Consider the following 17013-nt stretch of genomic DNA (forward strand, 5'->3'; position numbering starts at 1 on the left):
AGTAGAACCACCGTAGCAGCTGTCGAGCCCCAGCGAGGCTGCGGCTCGACAGCTGCTACGCCATTGGGTGTCAGAAATCGGTTGAGGCCGACAGTTCACGCCAGGCGGCGGTCTCTTCCTTGACGTAAGCCAGCTTGTCCTCAATCGCCTGCAACGTATCGGTGCCCAGGGCCAGGCGCATCGGCGGATGCGGCGCTTCCACCAGCTTGATCATGGCCACTGCCAGCAGCTCCGGGTTACCCGGTTGCTGCTGGTTGTAGACCTTGGCCAGCTTGCGCACCTCGCCGGACGTGGCGGCGTAGTCGTCGATGATCAAGGGCGACTCCACCAGGGAGTTGCCATCCAGGAAGTCGGTGCGGAAATAACCCGGCTCCACCACCGTCACCTTGACGCCCAAGGGTGCCAGCTCTGCGTGCAGCGCCTCGCTCAACCCTTCAACGGCAAACTTGGTCGAGCAATACGTGCCGAATCCCGCCCCCGAACGGAAGCCGCCCACCGACGAAATATTGATCACGTGCCCACTGCGCGCCTGGCGCATGAACGGCAATACACCGCGGGTGACATTGAGCAGCCCGAACACGTTGGTTTCATACAAGCGGCGAACCTCATCGGCAGACGCCTCCTCCACCGCGCCCAGCAGGCCAAAACCGGCATTGTTGACCAACACATCAATGCGCCCGAAGTGCTCAATGGCGGCACGGGCAACGTCGGCAGCCTGGGATTCGTCGGTCACGTCCAGTTGCACCGCCAGCAGCCCGGGTTGCTCACCGAAGCGTTCGGTAACGGTATGGGCGTTGCGGGCCGTCGCCACCACCGCATCACCGTGGGCCAGAGCTGCCGCGACGATTTTCGCGCCGATGCCCCGGGAAGCCCCGGTTACCAGCCAAACACGCTTGAAGGAATGTGCCGTTGTCATGATCCGTACCTGATGGAGTGAATGTGGAGCCAAGGTACGCTGAGGCATTAGCCTGAAAAACCGTCTCGTGCTACAAGCACTCTGAAACAGAATTTCATAATGGCTGACTGATGAACCTTGATCCCTTCAATGGCTTGACCGAATTTCTCGCCGTGGCCGAACTGAAGAGCTTCACCCAGGCCGCTGCACGCCTCGGCGTAACACCGACGGCGGTCAGCCATGCGGTGAAGACCCTGGAGAAGCGCACGGGTGTGGTGCTGTTCCAGCGCACCACGCGCCGGGTAGCGCTGACCGAGGCCGGCATGACGCTTTACAGCCGCCTGCGCCCCGCCGCCGGGGAGATTGACGATGCGCTGGCGGCCCTCAGTGGCTACCGCGACCGGCCCATGGGCACTCTGCGGCTGACGGTGCCAAGGTTGTCGGGCAAGTTGCTGATCGAGCCGTTGATCCCGCGCTTTCGCGAGGCCTTTCCCGATGTGGTGCTGGATATTTCCCTCGATGATGCCACGGTGGACCTGGTGACCGAGGGCTTCGACGCCGGTATTCGCCTGGGGGAATCCATCGACAAAGACATGGTTGCCGTGCGCCTGACCCCGGACCTGAACTGGTCGGTAGTGGGCTCTCCCGCCTACTTTGCCAAGGCCGGCAAGCCGACAACGCCGGAAGCGCTCACGGCCCATCAAACCATCGGTTATCGCTTCCTGACCTCGGGCATGGCACACCGCTGGGAATTCGAGCGGGCGGGCCGGGAATTTACGGTCGGCGTTCAAGGCGGGTTGATCGTCAATGACCGCAACCTGATGATCGCCGCCGCGCGGGCCGGCCAGGGCCTGGCGTACGTGAGTGATTTCGAGGTCATGGAGGACCTGGCTTCAGGCGCACTGGAGCCCGTGCTGCAATCTTTCGTACCGCCAAGCAGCGGGCTGTACCTGTATTTCCCCGCCCGAACCCAGAGCCAACCGAAACTGCGGGCCTTTATCGACCTGGCCACCGCATGGATTGCCGAAAAGCGTGGGCTCTGACAACGCCGCAAAAGCAAACCAATATCATTTGCGCAGTGCCCGGCCCTTTGGTTTAATCGCGACCAATTCTTATTTACGCCAAGGCTTCTGCGCCACATGGATACTGTGTCGACCCCGTCCACCTCGTTCAGCGACCTCTACGGCAATCACCATTCCTGGCTGCTGGGGCTGCTGCGCCGGCGCCTGAGCAATCGCTGGGATGCGGCGGACCTGGCCCATGACACCTTCATCCGGGTACTCAAGCGCCCGCCGGCCGGCGCCGATGAGACGCGGGAGCGCTCCTACCTGGCCACCATCGCCCGGGGGTTGTGCATTGATCACTGGCGTCGGCGCCAACTGGAACAAGCGTGGCTGCAAAGCCTCGCGGACCGGCCGCAAGCCCTGCAACCGTCGCCGGAGCAGCGGGCAATCATTGTCGAAACCCTGTACGAAGTGGACGCCATGCTCGCGCGGCTGCCCCACAAGGTGCGCGAAGCGTTCCTGCTGGCGCAGTTGCACGGCCTGCCCTACAAGCAGATCGGCGAACAGCTCGGGGTAGGCGAACGGATGGTGAAAAAATACCTGGCCCAGGCGCTGCTGCATTGCGCGGTACTGGAAGCGGAACTGGACGGGATGCTCGTGGAGTGAACAGTCCCGGAAAGCTCAGCCATGCCAGCCTTGAGCAAGCGGCCCAATGGTACGTACGCCTGCAGGATCAGCCAGAGGCTGCCCAGCACTGGCAGGCATGGCTCGGGCAAAGTCCGGAACACCAGGCCGCCTGGGGTTATGTAGAACGGGTCAGCCAACGCTTTGCGCCGTTGGCCGAGCAATCCCACAGCGCCAGCCGTGCGTTGCGCAGCTCTCGGCGCCAGACGCTCAAGACCCTGCTGGTGCTGTGTGCCGGTTCAACGTTGGCCTGGGGCACCTGGCGCAACACCGCCCTGCCCCGGTTGGTGGGAGGCTGGAGTGCGGATTACGCAACCGCCGGAGGTGAAACCCGCGAAGCGCTGCTGGACGATGGCAGTCGCCTGTGGTTGAACGCCTTGAGCGCCCTGGATGTACGTTTTGACCGGGTCCAGCGCTTGCTGCACCTGCGTTTCGGCGAAGTGCTGATCGAGACCGCCAAGGACCCGAACCGCCCGTTTCTGGTGGAGACTGAGCAGGGTCGCCTGCGGGCACTCGGCACCCGTTTCAGCGTGTTGCAGGACGGCGACAGCACCGTGCTCAATGTGTTTGAAGGCCGGGTCGAACTGCGCACCGCCGCCAGCCAGCAACAACGAATCATCGAGGCCGGGCAACAAGTGGCGTTCACCCGCGATGGGTTCAATCTCCATTCACCCGCATCCGCCACCCGTGAGGCCTGGAGCCGTGGCGTACTGCTGGCCGACAACCTGCCGCTTGGCCAACTGGTCGCCGAGCTCAACCGTTTTCGCCCCGGCCACCTGGGCTGTGATCCAGCCGTGGCGCAATTGCCGGTAATGGGTTCGTTCCCCCTCAAAGACAGCGACCACGCACTGCGCCTGCTACAGGCCGCGCTGCCGATTCAGGTCGACACGCTCATGCCCTGGTGGGTCACGGTCAGGCCCAAACACCCAGGCACATAAAAACTTTCAGCCGTCAGTTCCCTTTTCCAAAACTCGTTCGGTTAACCCTGCAGATGCTTTCAATTCGCCGATCGATTTGATCCAAAGGGAATGTTCATGTCGCAACCCGTTCGCTTCACTTTGCGCCCGCTGGCGCTGGCCGTTACTGCTACCCTGTTGTGCCTGGGCGCGCTCGACGCGCAAGCCGCCGAGTCGCCGTCGACTCAGGAAACGGCCCGCCACTACACCATCGCCGCGGGTTCGTTGGTCAACGTGCTGAACAGCTTCGCCGAGCAGTCCGGGATCTTTTTCGCCGGCCACAACAGCCTGGCCAGCGGAAAAACCAGCCCGGGCCTCAACGGCAGCTACACCCCAGCCAGCGGTTTGCAACGGCTGTTGCAAGGCAGCGGCTTGCAGGCCGTGCCCCAGGGCAACAACGGCTACGTACTGGAGTTGGTCCCGGCCAACACCGGCGCCCTGGAACTGGGCGCCACCACCATCTCCGGCGAAGGCCTGGGCGCCACCACCGAAGATACGCACTCCTACACCACCGGCGCCATGGCTTCGGCCACCGGCCTGGCGCTGTCGATGCGCGAGACGCCGCAGTCGGTAACAGTGATCACCCGCCAACAAATGGACGACCAAGGCTCTACCAGCATCGCCGACACCCTGCGCCGTGCGCCCGGTGTGAGCGTGCAGAATTACGACAGCGAACGCTGGGAGTTTTCCAGCCGCGGCCTGCCGATCACCAATTTCCAGTACGACGGGGTCAACTCCACCTACGACGGCGTGTATGACTACGGCACCACCAGCACCGACATGGCGGTGTATGACCGCCTGGAAATCATCAAGGGCTCAGCCGGCCTGATGTCCGGCTCCGGCGATCCTTCGGCCACGGTCAACCTGATTCGCAAAAAGCCCACCCGGGACTTCAAGGCTTCCGTCACACAGACCTTCGGCTCGTGGGACAACTACCGCACCGAAGGCGATATTTCCGGGCCACTGACCGACTCCGGCAATGTGCGCGGGCGCTTCGTCGGCGTGTATCAGGATCGTCAGTCGTACCTGGACCACTACCAGAACACCAAGGACATTGCCTACGGCATCCTCGAAGCCGACCTGACGCCGGACACCCTGCTGACCTTCGGCATCGACCAGCAGGACACCCGCTCCCGTGGCGCCAGCTGGACCGGCTTCCCGATGTACTTCAGCAACGGTTCACGCACCGACTTCTCGCGGTCCTTCAACCCGGCCGCCGACTGGAGCCGCCGCGACTTCCAGAACCAGACCCTGTTTGCCTCGGTGCAACAAAAGCTCGCGAACGACTGGTCGCTGAAAGTCAGCCTTGACCGCAAGCGCAGCCAGCACGATACCCTGCTCGCCTCCGCCAGCGGCGGCAACCCGGACCCGGTCACGGGTGACGGGATGTACATGTTCATGGGCAAATACAAGGGTGACCAGGTGCAAAACACCCTGGACATCAACCTCAATGGCCCCTTCAGCCTGTTCGGGCGCGAGCATGAGTTGATCATGGGCTTCATGGCCACCCGCTCGAAACAGGACGTGCCGGTGTACGGCTCGATCTACCCGCCCGTGGGCGGCAGCATTTACGACTGGCGCGGCGAATACCCGAAGCCTGACATTCCCCGCAGCGGCCAGAACGACATCGTGCAACGCCAGACCGGCGCGTACCTGGCCACGCGCTTGAAACCCACCGATGACCTGTCGGTGATCCTGGGCACCCGCGTCAGCAACTTCAGCGGCACCGACAACACCGACTTCTACGACCCGACCAAGGCCGACAACCGTTTCACCTACCGCCAGACCGGCGTCGTCACGCCCTATGCCGGTATCGTCTACGACCTGAATGACATCTGGTCGGTGTACACCAGCTACACCAAGATCTACAAACCGCAAAACAGCAAGGACGCCGACCGCAAGTTGCTCGATCCGATTGAAGGCGACACCTACGAAGCCGGGCTCAAGGCAGCATTTTTCGACGGCCGCCTGAACGCCAGCTTCGCCGCATTTCGCATCGAACAGGACAACGTTGCGCAGTACGTTTCCGGGTTTGAGACCGACTCGGTGTATCGCCCGATTGCCGGCGCCACCACCAAGGGCTTTGAAGTCGAACTGGCCGGTGAAGTGCTGGACGGCTGGAACGTCTCGGCGGGCTACACCTACCAGCACAGCCGTGACGCCAACGGCGATTACGTCTATGGCTCCGTGCTGCAAACCACCACGCCCCAGCAAGTGGTGCGGTTGTTCAACACCTATCGCCTGCCCGGCGCCCTGGAGAACCTGACCGTGGGCGGCGGCGTGAATTGGCAGAGCGAGTTCTTCGGCAATGTGTTCCAGCCCGATCCCAACGACTCGGTGAATTTCGGCCACAACTCACGCATTACCCAGGACAGCTACTTCCTGGTGGACGTGATGGCGCGCTACCGCTTCAACGAGCACCTGAGCACCACGTTGAACGTGAAGAACCTGTTCGACAAAAAGTACTACACCGGCCTGGGCAACTTCGGTACCGGTTTCTACGGCGAGCCGCGCAGCCTGCAATTGGCGACCCGCTGGGATTTTTGAGCCCAAACGCCAGACTGCCGTAGCGCTTGCAACGGCAGTCGACTCGGGCTACATCCCGTCAGGAAGGTACGTCTTTTGTTCTGGCCCGGCCCATCCGACGATGCAGGCTCCGGTCGCCCATAGCACGTGGGCGACCTTGCACAGAGCCTGAACGCCATGGATGACTTACCCTTTCTGTCCCACCTGTTGAAGAATATTTCTCCCTCCGCCCTGGACCTGATCAAGCACCAGGCATTGCGCCTCAAGGACGATCAAGTGCTGATCGCCGAACTGATCGCCGGTTTGATCAGACTGGTTGCCCAAGGCACCACCCCGGCAACCGAACCCATCTTGATCAGCGTGCCGGAAAATACCATGCTCGGTCGCTGGGTGCGGCTCTTCTGTGACGCCATCGGCCGCCCGGCCTTCCGTGAGTGGGCCTCACGCCATGACCTGGAACTGGCGAGCCTGGTGTTTCGGGGCGGCGATCTGCAGGCCACGATCCTGGAAGGCACGGTCAAAACACCGTACACCTTCACCCTGGACAAAGACTCTGATTGGTGGCGCGTCGCGAATCCGATCCTGGAGGTGGTGCAGATTATCGATACGGTCAACGCCGGCTTGCCATTCATGGAAAACCTCGTCGAACCTCATTCGAGGACACTGCCTCTGAACCTGGTATTGCCCTTCTATGGCTACCCGGTACCGACCAATCATTTGCAGGCTCAGGTGATTCTCGAAGAGATCCATACCCTCGACACGCTGCCCGGTGTCGATGAAAGCGGGCGGCTCAAATCCACCCTGCGCAAGCGCTTGACCGAGGAGCAGCGGGATTACCAACAACTGGCCGATGCGCTGCAGACGCTCCTGGAACAAAGTACAAACGGCAGCCCGCCTTTCGATTGGCTGCAGCTCTACCTGCAACGATGCACGCTGGACTCGGACTCAATGTTGTCGAGCACCTTAAAGTACGCGGCACAGCTGCTTTACGCCGTGACGCAGGGAGAAGAGTTCGCGAGCCTCAACCCTGCCAGTCAAGGCGCTGCCCCCACTTACCGCTATTCCGTCGACCAAAAAGTAGTGATCGCCGTGACCGACGGCCGCGAGGCCAATACCTCACCTCTGGATCGCTCCAACAACTCAGCGCTGAATCAGCAATGGGATGAGCTGGAGCGCCTGGCCAATCTCGCCCATACCGACATATTGCCGGACGCCAGCCTCAGCCTGGCCGCGCTGATGACGGTGTATCGGCTACCCCGTCCTGCCAGTGCAGGGGACGTTCAGGTCCTGGTGGAACAACTGCGCGCCACCAGCGCAGCGACGTTTCCCTATGTCAGCTCGGCCGCCCACTCGTTGGTGGCCGTCAGCAAACACATGCGCCATATCGCAGTCCTCAATGACCGTTACACCATGCAAGCAGCACTCAAGTCGATCACCCTCGATACGCAGCTCACTAGCACCCTGGACATGACGTTCAACCTGGCGGCTGACTCGCCCTTTGCCACTCTGGTGGACAAAGGGGCGCAACTGCTCGCAGGTTTGCGCCAGGAATCGGCCTTTCAACGCGTGAGCGCCACCCGCCAATTCAACCTTGCCCGGGTGTATGTACTGAACGCGGACGGCGAACTCAGTGGTTACGCGCTGGACGATGCGCCCAAGGTACTCACCCGTGCGGACACACCGCTTTCAAGCCTGACCTCGATGGCCGAACCCCTGTTGGAACTGGCCCGCCAATCCGGCGGGCGCATCAGCACCAATGGCCAGGTCAGCTTGCGCCAGTTACTCAACCTCTACCAGATGGCGCTACCGGCTACCCGTGACGAAGCCCATGCCACGGCACGCATCCTGCGCATCCCGACAACCAAACAGCCACGCCACGGCAACTACTGGCGGGCATTGCAGGTGATGCCACTGCTGGCGGCGCAACGCAAACAGGTGCTGCAGACCGTCGCCGCCTTCCTGCCCAACCAGGACGTAAAACTGTTCGACTACCTGAGCGAAACAATCGTCGGCGAAAAAAACCGTGACCAGGTGCGCGCCGAGGCTGATCTGCTGCTGCACCAACTATTGGCATCGCCCCCGGCCCAGGCACTGGCCGCGCGGCTATCGGAAACCGTGGGCTGGTACGGTGAACACGCCAGCGCTGCAAACACCCGTGCCAGCAGAAACGCACTGTTGTTTGCCGCACTGATTCTCAGCCTGGACGCGAATGCTGGTAAGCAGCGGGCCACTGTCGCCGGCTATGACCTGACCGATTCCTACAACTGGGGCCTGACCTTCCATGAAGTCCGTAACGCCGTAGAAGCCATGGTCCAGTTCAAGGTCCTGCGCACCAGCGCCGTACCCATGGCCGCGCACCTGTTGCTGGCGGGCATCGCCCCGGAATTCCTGGTGCGGGACATCCCTGATGAGGTGTCGTACATGAGTTCCCATACCTGGGTACATTTCAAGCAATACGTGGACCTGATCGAAGCTGAAACACCGGGTGCATCACGGGCCATGCGCTTCACCGACTTCATGGCGGTGATCTACTTCATCATGCCCTCCCGCCGGGTTCGCCGAGGCAGTCTGCCGATCGTCGACTGGGCCGTGGCCAACGGAGTACTGGCCAAAAACGTTGATGGGCACAGTACCACGCAGAAGAATCGCGCCATTGCCGCGTTGAACGAGCAGCTCAACCAGTTGCAGATCAGTTCCGAGTTGAAGAAGAACGGGCATACCAGCCTGTATGAGATAGCCTTGCAGGATCTTCAGCGGGTGTTTGCCGGTAGCACCGATCTGGAGCGAATGGTCATACAATGGCAGGCCAGGCCTGGTAACCGCTCGGAGCCGGATATCGCCGCCAATACCGCCGTTTCCCTGGTTCAGTTGCACATGGCAGGCAAGCTGACCAAAGGCACAACGCAATGGCGCTCGACCCTCAAGGACGTTGATTTCGCCAGCATGGCGTCACGGTTCGATGAGTTGGGGTCAATCCATTCCACTTTCGCGGCCGAGTTCGAGAAGCGCTACACGGCGGTGCGCGCCGCGCTGCTACAGTCGATCGTGTATTGGATGTCACAACTGCCCCTGCTTAGCCGTAAAGGCATGGAATATGGCAGCCTGGAATTCCATCGCCTGCAAACGTCACGCACCAGTGCTGGCGGGCAGACATCGGGCATCGGGAGATTCGGGGTGCTGGTGTTGTGCAGGTACGCCGGCGACAAGCGCTTCTACGAATTTCTCCCAAAGCAACTGAAGGTTGCCCCATTACCGGGCCTGACCCTGCAAATATTCGAACAGGCCCTGCGCACCGGCAATACCCAAGGCAGCCCGCTGCCGATCGATTGGTCAGCGTACGCGCGCGGCACCATTCCCAACGGGCAGCAACACGCGACGGTCATTGCCCAACGTTTTGCCGAGCTGCCTGCCGTCTATGGGCCGGGCCCTGTGGTACCCAACACCTTCACCTCGCCACGCAGCCTGGCCATTGCCAGCATCGTGATTGACCAGCACTTGCTGGTAGGCGCCGATGAGGCGCGAGCGGCGGCGAAGCAACCCCTTTCCCTGGCAGACGCCATCAACGGCGTAGATCCGCGGATCGGCTTCCTGCGCAGAATGGAACCCGAAACCATGAAATGAAACGTTGCAGGCCGGTTTCTGTGTAATCATTCACTGCATTGTTTCCCGGTGAGACTTGTAGTGATGCGATCGCCCCTCGAACCGACTGCCCCTTCCTTCTGGCGCGACGAACGCCTGCCGTTCATTGAGGCTCGCACCATCGCCGACGGGCGGAAGGTCTGCTACACCCGCCACGCCCACGAGCACTTTTCCATCGGCGCGATCACGGCCGGGCAGAGCCTGTACATCCATGGGGCATCGACCTTCAAGATCAGCACCGGCACCGTGGTCTTGATGAATCCCGGGGATGTCCACGCCTGCAACCCCATTGATGATCTGCCCTGGTCCTATCACATGCTGTATATCGATACGGCCTGGCTGACCGACCTGCAGCACCAGTTGGGTTTCAGCAAGGACCAGGACTTTCGTCCGTTCACCGCCACCCACACCACGGATGTCGCGTTGTACCGCGGGCTGAACGAGCTGTATGAGGTGCTGGTGGACAACCACGCCGAACACCTGCACAAGCAGAGTGCGGTGGTGAGTTTTTTCACCGAGGTGCAGCAACGCCTCAACCCGTCGACAACTCCGGTGCGCGAGGTCAATCACAAGCTGGAGCGCGCCGCCGACTATATCCGCGAACATTGCACCGAGGCCCTGAAGCTCGAAGACATTTGCCAGGCGGCTGAACTGTCGCCATCGTACCTGATTCGTGCGTTCAAGCAGTATTACGGCATGACGCCCCACGCATTCCTGGTCAATCGCCGTATTCAGTTTGCCCGCACCCAGTTGCGCAGCGGCCAGTTGATCGCCGACGTCGCACTGGCGGCCGGCTTTTCTGATCAGGCGCATTTCCAGCGCACGTTCAAACAGCACCTGGCGGCGACGCCCGGGCAATATCGCGGCTGAATCAGGCCAGCAGCAGATACCCCACGCTGGCCACCAACAAGGCGGCCATCGAGCGATTGAACAGGCGCATGCCCTGGGGATTGCTCAGGTAGCGGCGCAGGAACGTCCCGGCGTACGCCCAGCACGCCACCGACAAGTAGCAAATCACCAGGTAGATCGTCGCAAACAGCCAGACTTGCTGCGCATCGCCATCGGCGACAAACAGCCCCATGCCTGCCACACACGCCAGCCAGGCCTTGGGGTTGAGCCATTGCATGATCGCCCCATAGAGCATCGACGGCGCCGCGGCCGTGCCTTCAGCGTCCAGGCGCCCATTGTCCACGGCCAGTTTCCAGGCCATGTACAACAGGAAGGCCACCCCGCCCCATTGAATCAACTGCGTCAGCAGCGGCCAGCGCACCAGCACCTCATGCAGCCCCAGGCCAATCAGCACCAGCAGCAAGGTGAACCCCAGCGCGGCCCCGGCTACATGCTTCTGGCTGGCGGCAAACCCAAAGCGCGCGCCTGAACTGAGGGCCACCACATTCACCGGTCCCGGGGTGATGGACGTGGCCAGGGCGAAGGCGGCCATGGAAATGATCAAGCTCATTGCAATTCCTTTTTGTTGTGCGGGTATGAGCTGAACCTTAAGGAGAAGATGGATCGCGGTATTGAAGAAAATGCCCCTGCCGGGAATGACCGAAAAAACCATCAGTTGAAACCCTTAGCCCACCCGCTGCAAAAGACAAATTTATTCCATTGATATAACTGTATTTTTCTCTTTCCAAAGGGCGTTTTTGATAGGAAAAAATGCGTGTTTCCCAAGGTAGGCACGGTGCTAGAGTCGAGCGCACATCTGGCCGGATGACCTCAACCTGCTCACAAAAAAGGAATCGCCATGTCACGTCGCTTATTGGCAGCTGCCTGCCTGTTGCTGTCCCTCTCCGGGGTTCAGGCCGCGGAACGCTGGGAAACCCTTCCGCCCACCCCGGCGCCGATTGCGGGGGCCAAGACCGGCTATGCCGCCGTCAATGGCATCAAGGTCTACTACACCAAGACCGGGCATGGTTCGCCGGTCATCCTGCTGCACGGTGGCCTGTCCAATTCCGATTACTGGGGCAACCAGGTCAAGGCGCTGGCCGCCAAACACACGGTCATCAGCCTCGACAGCCGTGGCCACGGGCGCAGTTCCCGGGACGAGAACCCCTTCGGTTACGACTTGATGGCCGATGATGTGGTCGCCGTACTCGACAGCCTGAAAATCCCCCGCGCCGATATCGTCGGCTGGAGCGACGGCGCAATCATCGGTATCGATCTTGCCCTGCGCCATCCCGACCGTATCGGCAAGGTGTTTGCCTTTGCCGCCAACACCCAGACCTCCGGGGTCAAGGATGGCGTAGAGAAAAACCCGACCTTCGCCGCCTTCATCGAACGCGCCGGCCAGGAGTACGCCAGGCACTCGCCGACGCCAAAAGAGTACGACGCCTTCGTCGAGCAGATCAGCCATATGTGGGCCAGCCAACCCAACTGGACCGACGCGCAACTGGCGTCCATCAAGACTCCGATCCTGATTGTCGACGGCGACCACGATGAGGCGATCAAGCGTGAACACACCGAATACATCGCGGCGACTATTCCGGGAGCGGGCCTGCTGATTCTGCCGAACACCAGCCACTTCGCATTCCTGCAGGACCCGACGCTGTTCAATGCCGCGCTGCTGGACTTCCTGGACAGCAAATAGCCCCGCCTACTCTCCGGTCATCCGCTCCAGGCTGTTGCTCAAGTGCAACAGCATGGCGGCCCGGGCCGCGTCCGGGTCCTGGCGGCGGATGGCTTTCAGGATCGCCTCGTGCTCAAGGTTCGCCAGGCGCCCCAGCTCCATCAGGTCCGCGTCGCCGCGTTCCTCGGCATTGATCCGGGTGCGTGGGATTACCGAGTGGCCCAGGTGATAAATCACGTCGGTAAAATAGGTATTGCCAGTGGCCTGGGCGATCAGGCGATGGAAGCGCACGTCAGGCTCAACGGCACTGTCGTTGTTGGCCAGCGAGTCCTGGTAATCATCCAGTGCCTGGCGCATCTGCTGCAGTTGTTCATCGGTACGGCGCAAGGCTGCCAGGGCGGCTGCCTGGGTTTCCAGGCCCATGCGCAGTTCAAGAATGCCGCGCACGCTGGCGGCGGTGTCGTGGGTCAGGTGCAGGCCGTGGCGCTCGTCGCGCTCCAGCACAAAGGTGCCGACACCGTGGCGGGTTTCCACAAGCCCGGCGGCCTGCAATTTGGAAAGCGCTTCGCGCACCACCGTGCGGCTGACGCCGTACTCGCCCACGATGGCCGACTCCGACGGCAGCTTTTCACCCGGCGCCATCTGCCCCAGGAGAATCTGCTGGGTCAGCGCGGTGACAATGTCGTGGGCAAGGCCCGGGGAGCGCTTGCGATGAGGTGCCGAGCTGGGGTTTTGCATCAGGAATTCCGTTCTGGGGCGCTTGGCAATACTAGCATTCTTAGACGAGCCAACTTGTATGACAACAAACAAATACCTGTAGGAGCGAACCTGCCCGCGAAAAAACCCCGTCGCAGCGCAAACATTGCACAAAACCGCGCAATCGTTGACGATTTTCGCGAGCAAGCTCGCTCCTACAGAGGGTTGCCATCTTTGAAAATGCAGTTGTATGATGTCTATCAAGTTGTCTGACATCTCTGGCAACCCAAATACGTCCCCGCACAACAATAATCAGTGGGAGTTTGACCTCGTGACCCGTTCCAGCCCTGCGACAGCTGCGCCTGCCACCGACCCGGTCCTGGCCCGCGCGATCAAGAAGGTGAAGAGCCATGTGCTCCCACTGTTCGTGATCATGTTCATCGTCAACTACATCGACCGCGTCAACATCGGCTTTGTGCGTACCCATATGGAGCACGACCTGGGCATTGGTGCGGCCGCCTACGGCTTCGGTGCCGGGTTGTTTTTCATCGGCTACGCGCTGTTCGAAGTGCCGTCCAACATGCTCCTGCAAAAAGTCGGCGCGCGCATCTGGCTGACCCGCATCATGTTCACCTGGGGCATCACCGCCACATTGATGGCCTTCATTCAGAACGAAACCCACTTCTACATCCTGCGCTTCCTGCTGGGCGTGGCCGAAGCCGGCTTCTTTCCCGGGGTGATCTACTACTTCACCCGCTGGCTGCCCGGCGTCGAACGCGGCAAGGCGATTGCAATCTTCCTCAGCGGCTCGGCCCTCGCCTCGCTGATCTCCGGCCCCTTGTCCGGCGTGCTGCTGCAAATCACCGGGCTGGGCCTGCATGGCTGGCAGTGGATGTACATCATCGAAGGCATGGCGTCGGTGCTGCTGTGCTTTTTCGTGTGGTTCTGGCTGGACTCCAAGCCCCATGACGCCAAGTGGCTCAGCCTTGAAGAAAAGGATGCGCTGGTGGGCGAGATCGACCGCGAACAGCGCCAGCGTGACGCCGCCACCACGGTCAAGCCGACCCTGGGCAAGTTGCTCAAGGACCGTCAGATCATGCTGTTCTGCGCCCTGTATTTCTGCATCCAGCTGACGATCTATGCCGCCACTTTCTGGTTGCCGAGCATCATCAAAAAGATGGGCGACCTGAGCGACATCCAGGTGGGTTTCTACAACTCCATCCCGTGGTTGATCTCGATCATCGCGATGTACGCCTTCGCGGCACTGGCGGGCAAATTCAAGTTCCAGCAAGCATGGGTCGCTGCGGCACTGCTGATCGCCGCCGTCGGCATGTTCCTCTCCACTACCGGCGGGCCGATCTTTGCCTTTATCGCCATCTGCTTCGCGGCGATCGGCTTCAAGTCGGCGTCCTCGCTGTTCTGGCCGATTCCCCAGGGTTACCTGGATGCACGCATCGCCGCGGCGGTGATCGCATTGATCAACTCCATCGGCAACCTCGGCGGGTTTGTCGCGCCCACCACCTTTGGTTTCCTGGAACAGACCACCGGCTCGATCCAGGGCGGTTTGTATGGCCTGGCGGGCACTTCGATCCTTGCGGCCATCCTGGTGTTTTTCGCCAGGACACTGCCCGGCCCGACCACCAGCAGCGTGCTGCAACCCGCCCCCGTCTTGAGCAAATAAGGACTACACGATGAACACAGAACACCAGCACCACGCCAACAGCGCCCCGGTCGTTACCGGCCTGCAAGTCATCCCGGTGGCCGGCCACGACAGCATGCTGCTCAACCTCAGCGGTGCCCACGGGCCGTTTTTTACGCGCAATATCGTGATCCTTACCGACAGCGCCGGCCGTACCGGCGTCGGTGAGGTACCCGGCGGCGAACGCATCCGCGAGACCCTGGAAGACGCCCGCAGCCTGGTGATCGGCAAGCCCATCGGCCAGTACCAGAGCATTCTCAATGCCATGCGCCAGACCTTCGCCGCGCGGGATTCGGCGGGCCGGGGTTTGCAGACGTTTGACTTGCGCATCACCATCCATGCCGTCACGGCGATGGAAGCGGCACTCCTGGATTTGCTCGGCCAATTCCTCGAAGTCCCGGTGGCGGCCCTTCTCGGCGAAGGCCAGCAGCGCGACGCGGTGAAGATGCTCGGCTACCTGTTCTACATCGGTGATCGCCAGCAGACCGACCTGGCCTATCGCAGTGAAGACGATGCCGAAGACTGGTTCCGCCTGCGTCATGAAAAGGCGATGACGCCCGAAGCCATCGTGCGTCTGGCAGAGGCGGCCAAGGCGCAATACGGCTTCAATGACTTCAAGCTCAAAGGCGGCGTACTGCGCGGCGGCGACGAAATCGAGGCGGTGACTGCACTGGCCGAACGCTTCCCCGATGCGCGCATCACCCTGGACCCCAACGGCGCCTGGTCACTGAAAGAAGCCATCGCCCTGTGCCGCGACCAGCATCATGTGCTGGCCTATGCCGAAGACCCTTGCGGCGCGGAAAACGGTTACTCCGGGCGCGAAGTCATGGCCGAATTCCGCCGTGCCACCGGGCTGCCCACCGCCACCAACATGATCGCCACCGACTGGCGGGAAATGGGGCATGCGATCCAGTTGCAGTCCGTGGATATTCCCCTGGCCGACCCGCACTTCTGGACCATGCAGGGCTCGGTGCGCGTGGCGCAGATGTGCCACGAATGGGGCCTGACCTGGGGCTCGCACTCCAATAATCACTTCGACATTTCCCTGGCGATGTTCACCCAGGTGGCCGCCGCCGCGCCGGGGGAAATCACGGCCATCGACACCCACTGGATCTGGCAGGACGGCCAGCGGCTGACCAAGGCTCCGCTGAAGATTGTCGACGGCCACATCAAGGTGCCGGCCAAACCGGGCCTGGGCGTGGACATCGACATGGACGCCGTGGCCCACGCCCATGAACTGTACAAAGGCATGGGCCTGGGTGCGCGCAATGACAGCGTGGCGATGCAGTTCATGATTCCGGGCTGGACGTTCGATAACAAGCGGCCGTGCCTGGTGCGCTGACCTCAGCTGAAGATCATCGAAAAGTGCGCGCCCACCCCGGCGCGCACACCCTCGCCGACCGCCAGCGCCACCGAGCCGCCGGCCAGGTTGGCATCGCCGCAGGCAAACACACCGGGCACGGTGGTCTGGCGCATCTCGTTGGTCAGCAGATAGGGCCCGGTCGGCCCTTCGACAAACTCACAGCCCAACTGCTCGGCCAATGGGCTGGCCATGCGCGTACGGGACAGGGTGAAAATACCGTCCAGCACGATCATCCGCCCGTCTGCCAATTCCACATCCGCCCGCTCACCGACAATCCGCCGCACCGCCGAGCTTTCGACGCTGACCCCGCGCCGATCCAGTTGCGCCTGCTGCTCGGCATCCGGCACAAATGCGCCGTTGGTAAAGAGCGTGGTGGTGCCCCAGTCCGGCAGCAGCATCGCGTGATGCATGGCCAGTGGCGACGTCGCCAGCACGCCGATGCGGCCTTGATCCAGTTCATAGCCGTGGCAATACGGGCAATGGAACACATGCTTGCCCCAGCGCTCCTTCAACCCCTCGACCTCGGGTAACTCATCCACCACGCCGGTAGCGAGAATCAAGCGTTTAGCGTTGAACTCACCCTTGCAACGGGTTCGCACCACGAAGCCATCCTGGTTTTGAGTCGCTTCAACGGCGGTGTCCTGCACCCAGGTCACCGTCGGATATTCCATCAACTGCCCTCGCCCTTCGGCAGCGATCAGCTCCGGCGGCTGGCCATCCTGGCTGAGGAAACCGTGGGACGTGGCCGCAAACCGGTTGCGCCGCTGCCCGGCGTCAATCACCAGCACCTTGCGCCGAGCCCGCGCCAGTTGCAGCCCGGCAGACATTCCGGCGTAGCTGCCGCCCACGATAATCACGTCGTAAACCATGAAGATGACCTCTCTGGTGGCCCTTGCATCGGTTGCCGGGCACTCACGACACACCATAAGTTACATAAAAATACCTCGTCAAGTGTCTCGCAACTCCAATCGTTACGAACGAT

The 17013-nt window shown here is 61.6% G+C and carries 13 protein-coding genes; 9 read left to right on the forward strand and 4 right to left on the reverse strand.

The genetic code is table 11. From position 1 onward, the window contains the following. Nucleotides 1-70: 70 nt before the first annotated feature. On the reverse strand, nt 71-916 hold the full coding sequence (locus tag HX801_RS09685) for an oxidoreductase (RefSeq protein WP_008435212.1): 846 nt from the start codon (nt 914-916) through the stop codon (nt 71-73). Nucleotides 917-1026: 110 nt separating this feature from the next. Here HX801_RS09685 and HX801_RS09690 point away from each other — a divergent pair, with 110 nt between their 5' ends. The 6 genes from HX801_RS09690 (at nt 1027) to HX801_RS09715 (ending at nt 10574) form a co-directional block, all read left to right on the forward strand. Continuing rightward, entirely contained in the window at nt 1027-1938 is a 912-nt protein-coding gene (locus HX801_RS09690) for a LysR family transcriptional regulator (RefSeq protein ID WP_177021972.1), read from the forward strand. 96 nt (nt 1939-2034) lie between these two features. Next, complete coding sequence (locus tag HX801_RS09695; RefSeq protein WP_177019984.1) at nt 2035-2565, forward strand: sigma-70 family RNA polymerase sigma factor; 531 nt, start codon at nt 2035-2037, stop codon at nt 2563-2565. Continuing rightward, complete coding sequence (locus tag HX801_RS09700) at nt 2562-3521, forward strand: FecR domain-containing protein (RefSeq protein ID WP_177021973.1); 960 nt, start codon at nt 2562-2564, stop codon at nt 3519-3521. The genes HX801_RS09695 and HX801_RS09700 overlap by 4 nt, the downstream gene beginning before the upstream one ends. A 96-nt stretch (nt 3522-3617) precedes the next feature. Continuing rightward, nucleotides 3618-6086: a TonB-dependent siderophore receptor gene (locus tag HX801_RS09705; RefSeq protein ID WP_371316560.1), complete on the forward strand. Its 2469-nt coding sequence runs from the start codon at nt 3618-3620 to the stop codon at nt 6084-6086. 156 nt (nt 6087-6242) lie between these two features. Next, nucleotides 6243-9686 (forward strand): hypothetical protein, encoded by a 3444-nt coding sequence (locus HX801_RS09710; protein ID WP_177019982.1) that lies wholly within the window; start codon nt 6243-6245, stop codon nt 9684-9686. Nucleotides 9687-9749: 63 nt separating this feature from the next. Beyond that, complete coding sequence (locus HX801_RS09715; protein ID WP_087692401.1) at nt 9750-10574, forward strand: AraC family transcriptional regulator; 825 nt, start codon at nt 9750-9752, stop codon at nt 10572-10574. Nucleotide 10575: 1 nt separating this feature from the next. On the opposite strand, the gene HX801_RS09720 is transcribed toward HX801_RS09715, so the two are convergent. Next, nucleotides 10576-11163 carry a LysE family translocator gene (locus HX801_RS09720; protein ID WP_177021975.1) on the reverse strand — a complete coding sequence of 196 codons (588 nt, stop codon included), beginning with the start codon at nt 11161-11163 and terminating at the stop codon, nt 10576-10578. A gap of 288 nt (nt 11164-11451) precedes the next feature. On the opposite strand from HX801_RS09720, the gene HX801_RS09725 reads away from it, so the two are divergent. Continuing rightward, the gene (locus tag HX801_RS09725) at nt 11452-12294 is read left to right on the forward strand and encodes an alpha/beta fold hydrolase (protein WP_134326405.1); all 843 of its coding nucleotides are present in this window, start codon (nt 11452-11454) and stop codon (nt 12292-12294) included. Nucleotides 12295-12300: 6 nt separating this feature from the next. Here HX801_RS09725 and HX801_RS09730 read toward each other — a convergent pair whose 3' ends face one another. Next, nucleotides 12301-13011 carry a FadR/GntR family transcriptional regulator gene (locus HX801_RS09730; RefSeq protein ID WP_008435219.1) on the reverse strand — a complete coding sequence of 237 codons (711 nt, stop codon included), beginning with the start codon at nt 13009-13011 and terminating at the stop codon, nt 12301-12303. Nucleotides 13012-13300: 289 nt separating this feature from the next. On the opposite strand from HX801_RS09730, the gene HX801_RS09735 reads away from it, so the two are divergent. Together HX801_RS09735 and gudD are read left to right on the forward strand one after the other, a co-directional pair. Beyond that, nucleotides 13301-14650: an MFS transporter gene (locus HX801_RS09735; RefSeq protein ID WP_177021976.1), complete on the forward strand. Its 1350-nt coding sequence runs from the start codon at nt 13301-13303 to the stop codon at nt 14648-14650. 10 nt (nt 14651-14660) lie between these two features. Further along, the gene (gudD, locus tag HX801_RS09740; protein WP_177021977.1) at nt 14661-16010 is read left to right on the forward strand and encodes a glucarate dehydratase; all 1350 of its coding nucleotides are present in this window, start codon (nt 14661-14663) and stop codon (nt 16008-16010) included. A gap of 2 nt (nt 16011-16012) precedes the next feature. On the opposite strand, the gene HX801_RS09745 is transcribed toward gudD, so the two are convergent. Beyond that, a complete protein-coding gene (locus tag HX801_RS09745) occupies nt 16013-16900 on the reverse strand; it encodes an NAD(P)/FAD-dependent oxidoreductase (RefSeq protein WP_177021978.1) in 888 nt (295 codons plus the stop codon). Between the last annotated feature and the right edge of the window lie 113 nt (nt 16901-17013).

The organism is Pseudomonas sp. G1002, assembly GCF_013385455.1.
In the GTDB taxonomy this organism is placed as follows: domain Bacteria; phylum Pseudomonadota; class Gammaproteobacteria; order Pseudomonadales; family Pseudomonadaceae; genus Aquipseudomonas.

What these genes read in the sequence shown, in the direction of transcription:
- HX801_RS09725 (WP_134326405.1), top strand. Translation starts at nt 11,452, where the DNA reads ATGTCACGTCGCTTATTGGCAGCTGCCTGCCTGTTGCTGTCCCTCTCC.
- gudD (WP_177021977.1), top strand. Translation starts at nt 14,661, where the DNA reads ATGAACACAGAACACCAGCACCACGCCAACAGCGCCCCGGTCGTTACC.
- HX801_RS09685 (WP_008435212.1), bottom strand. Translation starts at nt 916, where the DNA reads ATGACAACGGCACATTCCTTCAAGCGTGTTTGGCTGGTAACCGGGGCT.
- HX801_RS09730 (WP_008435219.1), bottom strand. Translation starts at nt 13,011, where the DNA reads ATGCAAAACCCCAGCTCGGCACCTCATCGCAAGCGCTCCCCGGGCCTT.
- HX801_RS09745 (WP_177021978.1), bottom strand. Translation starts at nt 16,900, where the DNA reads ATGGTTTACGACGTGATTATCGTGGGCGGCAGCTACGCCGGAATGTCT.
- HX801_RS09715 (WP_087692401.1), top strand. Translation starts at nt 9,750, where the DNA reads ATGCGATCGCCCCTCGAACCGACTGCCCCTTCCTTCTGGCGCGACGAA.
- HX801_RS09690 (WP_177021972.1), top strand. Translation starts at nt 1,027, where the DNA reads ATGAACCTTGATCCCTTCAATGGCTTGACCGAATTTCTCGCCGTGGCC.
- HX801_RS09720 (WP_177021975.1), bottom strand. Translation starts at nt 11,163, where the DNA reads ATGAGCTTGATCATTTCCATGGCCGCCTTCGCCCTGGCCACGTCCATC.
- HX801_RS09710 (WP_177019982.1), top strand. Translation starts at nt 6,243, where the DNA reads ATGGATGACTTACCCTTTCTGTCCCACCTGTTGAAGAATATTTCTCCC.
- HX801_RS09705 (WP_371316560.1), top strand. Translation starts at nt 3,618, where the DNA reads ATGTCGCAACCCGTTCGCTTCACTTTGCGCCCGCTGGCGCTGGCCGTT.
- HX801_RS09695 (WP_177019984.1), top strand. Translation starts at nt 2,035, where the DNA reads ATGGATACTGTGTCGACCCCGTCCACCTCGTTCAGCGACCTCTACGGC.